Source organism: Microbacterium halotolerans (genome assembly GCF_003569805.1).
GTDB classification, from domain to species: Bacteria; Actinomycetota; Actinomycetes; order Actinomycetales; family Microbacteriaceae; genus Microbacterium; species Microbacterium halotolerans.
Genome location: NZ_KZ984054.1, coordinates 293,874 through 294,129 on the forward strand (window position 1 = coordinate 293,874; position 256 = coordinate 294,129).

General features: G+C 66.4%; 1 protein-coding gene. It reads right to left on the reverse strand.

Features of this window, described 5'->3' with window-relative positions:
• Window positions 1–256, reverse strand: a 256-nt coding sequence (locus tag DZG09_RS15060; protein WP_162893343.1) for an LPXTG cell wall anchor domain-containing protein, incomplete at both ends; no start/stop codon positions are given.

Consider the following 256-nt stretch of genomic DNA (forward strand, 5'->3'; position numbering starts at 1 on the left):
TATGCCCGCTTGCGACGGAGTCCGACCAAAGCACCGCCCGCGGCGATCAGGAGTACGGCCAGCGCGGCAGACCATGGCGAGACATCCGATCCGGTGGCGGGAAGCTGCTCAATCGGATTGCCCGGTTCCTGCGGCTCCGACGGAACGACCGGCTCTTCCTCGACGGTGACGGTCTGGGCCTCGTCGTCGATGTCCTCGTGGGTGGCCACCAGCTCTCCGTCGACGTCGTAGAGCCGTTCGAACACCACGAGCGTGT